The organism is Mesorhizobium sp. M2A.F.Ca.ET.037.01.1.1, from assembly GCF_003998075.1.
Taxonomy (GTDB): domain Bacteria; phylum Pseudomonadota; class Alphaproteobacteria; order Rhizobiales; family Rhizobiaceae; genus Mesorhizobium.
Genome location: NZ_RZSA01000520.1, coordinates 1 through 4,676 on the forward strand (window position 1 = coordinate 1; position 4,676 = coordinate 4,676).

The 4,676-nt window shown below is 66.1% G+C and carries 5 protein-coding genes and 1 pseudogene; all 6 read right to left on the bottom strand.

Going from position 1 to position 4,676, the window contains the following annotated elements:
* A pseudogene (locus EOA27_RS23020) lies at positions 1-545 on the bottom strand (ABC transporter permease); the annotation flags it as partial.
* Positions 542-1,279, bottom strand: a complete 738-nt coding sequence (locus EOA27_RS23025) for an ATP-binding cassette domain-containing protein (protein ID WP_127257271.1) — start codon at positions 1,277-1,279, stop codon at positions 542-544. The gene EOA27_RS23025 and the pseudogene EOA27_RS23020, both read right to left, overlap by 4 nt.
* A complete protein-coding gene (locus tag EOA27_RS23030) occupies positions 1,272-2,009 on the bottom strand; it encodes an ATP-binding cassette domain-containing protein (RefSeq protein WP_127257274.1) in 738 nt (245 codons plus the stop codon). Before EOA27_RS23030 ends, EOA27_RS23025 begins: the two co-directional genes overlap by 8 nt.
* Positions 2,010-2,065: 56 nt before the next feature.
* A complete protein-coding gene (locus EOA27_RS23035; RefSeq protein WP_127257276.1) occupies positions 2,066-3,250 on the bottom strand; it encodes a substrate-binding domain-containing protein in 1,185 nt (394 codons plus the stop codon).
* A 25-nt stretch (positions 3,251-3,275) separates the two neighbouring features.
* Positions 3,276-4,403 (bottom strand): ABC transporter substrate-binding protein, encoded by a 1,128-nt coding sequence (locus tag EOA27_RS23040; protein WP_189353891.1) that lies wholly within the window; start codon positions 4,401-4,403, stop codon positions 3,276-3,278.
* Between the two features lie 20 nt (positions 4,404-4,423).
* Positions 4,424-4,676: CoA transferase (locus EOA27_RS23045; RefSeq protein ID WP_189562088.1), on the bottom strand; the 253-nt coding region annotated here is incomplete at its 5' end.

The window sequence follows — 4,676 nt, forward strand, 5'->3', positions numbered from 1 at the left end:
TCGTAATAAGGCGTGCGACGGATGACCAGCCAGCACAGGGCGATCAGCGCCAGCGGCACGATCGAGAGCGGTCCCGCCATGGCCTTCAGCCAGTCCGGCGCCGGACCGATCGGCGCGGGCAGGATGGTGAGCGTGACGCCGGTGAGGATCAGATAGGTGCCGAGCGTCGCCACGATCGGCTGGATGCGAACGATCGTCGCAAGCACGCCGTTCGCGGCGCCAACTGTCGCCCCGACCAACAGCGCTGCCGGAACGACGATCCATGGCGAAGAGATGCCGAGGTTGAGGAACAGGACCTGGATGACCATGGCGTTGACGAAGCCCATCAGCGGGCCGACGGAGATGTCGATGCCGCCGCGTCCCGCCAGGATGACCGGTGCCGAGGCGACGGCCGCGCCGATTAGGGGAGCGGCCAGCCCGAGCAGCGTGCCCCAGGACAAAGGCTGAAAACGCGCCGGATTGAGCGCGACGTTGAGGACCAGCAGGACGACGAGCATCACGACGGCAAAGCCGACGCCGCGGAGCTTGCGAAGGACCGGGCTCATGCGGCGCGTCCGAACATGGCGGCGATCACCGCGTCTGTGGTCATCTCCGTACCTGAGAACTCGGCAGACACTCGCTGCTCGCGGAACACCAGCACGCGGTGGCACAGAAGCAGTATCTCCTCGATCTCGCTGGACAGGACCACCAAGGCCATGCCCTCGGCGGCAAGGCCGCGGAAGACGTCGTAGAGCACGTGCCGCGTCGCGACGTCGACGCCGCGCGTCGGATCGTTGAGCAGAAGGAAATTCGGCTCCAGCGCAAGCGCCCGGGCGAGCAGCACCTTCTGCTGATTGCCGCCGGACAGCGTGGTGATCGCCGCATCGGGACGTGGCGCCACGATGCTAAGCCTTTGCCTGTACGCCTCGTAGCGACGGCGACGCGCCGCGAAGCTCAAGAGGCCGAAGCGGCGGTCGTTCGACACGGTCGAAATGGCGAAATTGTCGACCACCGACTGGGTCGGGAAAATGCCGGTCGAGCGGCGATCGCGCGGCAGATAGGCAATGCCGCCGGCGACAGCCTTGCGGAAGCTGGTGATCGAACCCGCTCTGCCCTCGACGGCGATCTCACCGGCCACCGGGGTATCGAGCCCAGCCAGCGCGCGCAAGAAACGTTCCTGGCCATGGCCATCCAGCCCGGCAAGGCCGACGATCTCGCCCGGCGCGATGGTCTGGCTCATCGGATCGACACCCGGCGCGATGACCAGCCCCCGCACATGAAGCGCCTTTGTCTCAGCCATGCGCCAGCTCCGCTGCCGTTTGCGGTGCCATCGCCGCCAGGAGCTCGGCCGGGGTCGAGGTGCCGCGCTCCTCGGTCTTCACCACGCGGCCGGCGCGCAGGATGGATATGCGGTCGGACAAAGCCATCACTTCGTCCATGCGGTGCGTGATGAACAGGATCAGCGTGCCCGCCCCGGCCATGGCGCGCATCAGCGCAAAGACCGACTCGCGGTCGGCGAAGTCGAGCGCCGCCGTCACCTCATCGAGGATCAGGACACGCGGGTTGCGGATGACGGCGCGGGCGAGCACGACAAGCTGCCTTGCGGCAAGCGGCAGCTCGCCGCACGGCCGGTCGAGATCGATCGGCGTCACCGCGAAGCGGCCGAGCGCGGCCTGCGCCCTGGCACGCCGCTCGCCGTGCGGCACGCCTCGTCGCCACAGGCCGTCGAGGCCGAGAAGGATGTTGTCGGTCGCCGAACGTTCAGGCGCGACCAGCACCTCCTGGAACACGGTGGCAAAGCCCGCGGCCTGAAAGGCGGCGGGCTGCGCTCCGGAAAACGCTTTGCCATCGAGCAGGATCGCGCCGCCATCCGGCTGCACGATGCCGGACAACAGCTTCACCAGCGTGCTCTTGCCCGAGCCGTTCTCGCCCAGGATGGTATGGATCGTGCCGGGACGGAAGGCGATCGACGCCTCCGCCAGCGCGACGGTTTCACCATAGCGCTTTGAAACGCCTTGGACCTCGAGCATTTTTCTTTCCGAAATGGAGAAGCCGGCCTCTCAAGAAGAGCCGGCTTCGCGTGACATCACTTGGCGCAGGCGTCCGGCACCTTGGAATAATCCCAACCCTTTGTCGGCGCCGGATTGCTGAAATAGGCGTCCAGCACGTCCTCGGGCATCGGGTCGGTCGGCGGCACAGGGAAGACCGATACGGCATCAGGCGTCATGCAGTCCTTGTACCATTTGTCGAGCTCGGCGGCATGAACCGGCGGGATCGGGATCAGCAGCGTGTTGAGCTTCGGCTTCTGGCCGTCGAGCATGCGCTCGCCGACACGGAACAGCGTCTGCGCCGTCCAGCCGGGCAGTACCGCATGGCCCTCGAAACGGTACTTGTCGGGATTAGCCTTCCAGTAGCCAAGCGCGTCGCCGGTGATCGAGCCGGTGATCAGCGGCGCCGGCCGGCCGGCTTCGGCAAAGGCCTCGGCTACGACACGGCTTTCGCTGCCGGTGGTCCACACCGCGTCGATCGGCGCCGGATTGGTGGCGATCGCCTGCAGCACCACTGTCTTGGTGACGTTGGCCGTCCAGTTGCCATTGACGGTGCGCGCGACCTTGAGGCCCTTGTTCTCGGACAGCGCCTTGTCGGCGCCCTGCTTCTCCTGGACGACGATCGGATGGCCGGCGATGCCTTCCACCACCAGCACGCTTGAGTCGGGCTTTGCCTTGCCGATCGCCGTCATCATGTCATAGCCCCAGCGGGCATAGTTGGAATCGACATTGATGGCGTTGGGGCTGGTGATCGAACCGGCCGCGGTGATGAACGGAATGCCCGCCTTGGCTGCAGCGTCGACAGCGTCGTCGAGCGCCGTCACCGAGCCCGGGATCGAGGTGATGATCGAGCATTTCTTGTCGATGAAGGCGCGGATCTGGTTGATCTGCTGGCTCGGATCGTTGTTCGAATCCGAGACCTCGAAGCTCGACACCGTGCCGTCGGCGATGAGGCCATCGACCAGCCGCTTCAGCTCCTTGGTGACCGAGACGCGCCACGGATTGCCCTGGTAGCTCTCCGAATGGCACCACTTCCAGGGCTTCGCCGGCGGCGTGAAATTATCCCAGGCCGAGGGCAGCACTTTCTGCGGTGCGCCGTCATATTGTTCCTTGAGATCGGCTGGCAGGCCGTCGATCACCGACTTCACGTCGGCAGCGTGGGCGGCGAACGGTATCGAGACTATGGCGGTTGCGGCGAGCAGGCCGCGTGTCAGGCTGGTCATTTTTTCCTCCCTTGGTGCAGTGAAATTAGCCGGCGGCGGCCGGCGCGAAACTCTCCCGGAACAGGCGATTGATGTCGGCGACGACGCGGCGGGCGTCCTGTCTGCCGGCAAGGCCTTCATTGATGCGGTCGGAGGCCTGCTGCTGGTACGCCATGTAGCCGTCATGGCGTGGACGCACCCAGGCGCCCTCGAGCGTCGCGCGCGTGGCGCGATAGAAATTACCAGTCGCGGCGTTGACGACGTCATCCTCCCAGGCGGCGGCATGGCCTGGCTGGCCGCCGGCGGCGGCATAAGGCCCGCGCTGCACGTCGCCGCTGGCGATCCAATAAGCGAAGTCGATCGACGCCTCGCGTTGGGCGGAAAAGGCGGAGACGGCAATGCCGGTGCCGCCGAGCGCCGAGCCGACCGGGCCGTTGCCGCCGACGACCGGCATGTCGGCAAAGGCGATGCCATGCGGCCGAAAACCCGCCACCGCATAGGAAACATAGCCATAGATCAGCGGCGCGCAGGCGATGCGTGAACCGGGCTCGGCCATCTTCTCGAAAACCGCGATCGGGTCCATCGTCAGGCATGCGGGATCGACGAGCGCCGCGATCTTCCTCAGCATCTCAAAGGCGGTTTCGCCGGTTTCGCCATCGACGAGGTCAACCGAGCCGTCGACCGTGCAGTGCCGGCCGAGATTGGCGGCCAAAGTGTAGAAGCACATCAGCGAATGCGGCGGCCGCAGTGGCAAGATAACGCGCCCCTGCTCGGCAAGCGCCAGCACTTCGGTCCAGATCACCGGCGCGGCTTCGATCAAATCCGGCCGCCAGGCCTGCACCTGGGTGGCGGCATCGATCGGGAAAGCCCATTGCCGGCCCAGCCAGTTGTAGCTCGGATAGGATTTGCCGACACTGCCCCTGGCCAGCGCCTCGCGTTCCGCCTCGCGTCCGGCCACATCGAGCGGCGCCAGGCACTTTTCGGCGGTGATCTGGCCGACATGCGGATGGTCGATGACGATCAGATCATAAGCGCGGGCGAGCTCTTCGACCGGGAAGGACTCGAAATCCTGCAGCGAGCGTTTCTCCCATTCGATCGAGACGCCGGTCTTTTCCTGCCACAGCGCCGAGCAGGCCACCATCGGGTCGTAGCCGCGCGGATGGCTCCAGGTCATGCCTTTCAGAAAAACACCGCTCACAGTCCGAACTCCCCGCGGATCTTTTCGCCGTGCTCGCCGATGCGCGGCGCGGCGCGATCCACCCTGGCGCGGGCGCCATCGACGCGCAGCGGCGAACGCGTGGTGAGGATCGAGACATTGTCCTCGCGCGTCACGGTCTGCAGCATGTCGAGCGCCTTGAAGCCGTCGTTTTCCATCAGCTCCGGCCAGGTCAGCACCTTGGCGCACCAGATGTCGGCGGGCTCGAGAATGGCCAGCCACTCGTCGGTG

What these genes read in the sequence shown, in the direction of transcription:
- EOA27_RS23030 (WP_127257274.1), bottom strand. Translation starts at nt 2,009, where the DNA reads ATGCTCGAGGTCCAAGGCGTTTCAAAGCGCTATGGTGAAACCGTCGCG.
- EOA27_RS23025 (WP_127257271.1), bottom strand. Translation starts at nt 1,279, where the DNA reads ATGGCTGAGACAAAGGCGCTTCATGTGCGGGGGCTGGTCATCGCGCCG.
- EOA27_RS23040 (WP_189353891.1), bottom strand. Translation starts at nt 4,403, where the DNA reads ATGACCTGGAGCCATCCGCGCGGCTACGACCCGATGGTGGCCTGCTCG.
- EOA27_RS23035 (WP_127257276.1), bottom strand. Translation starts at nt 3,250, where the DNA reads ATGACCAGCCTGACACGCGGCCTGCTCGCCGCAACCGCCATAGTCTCG.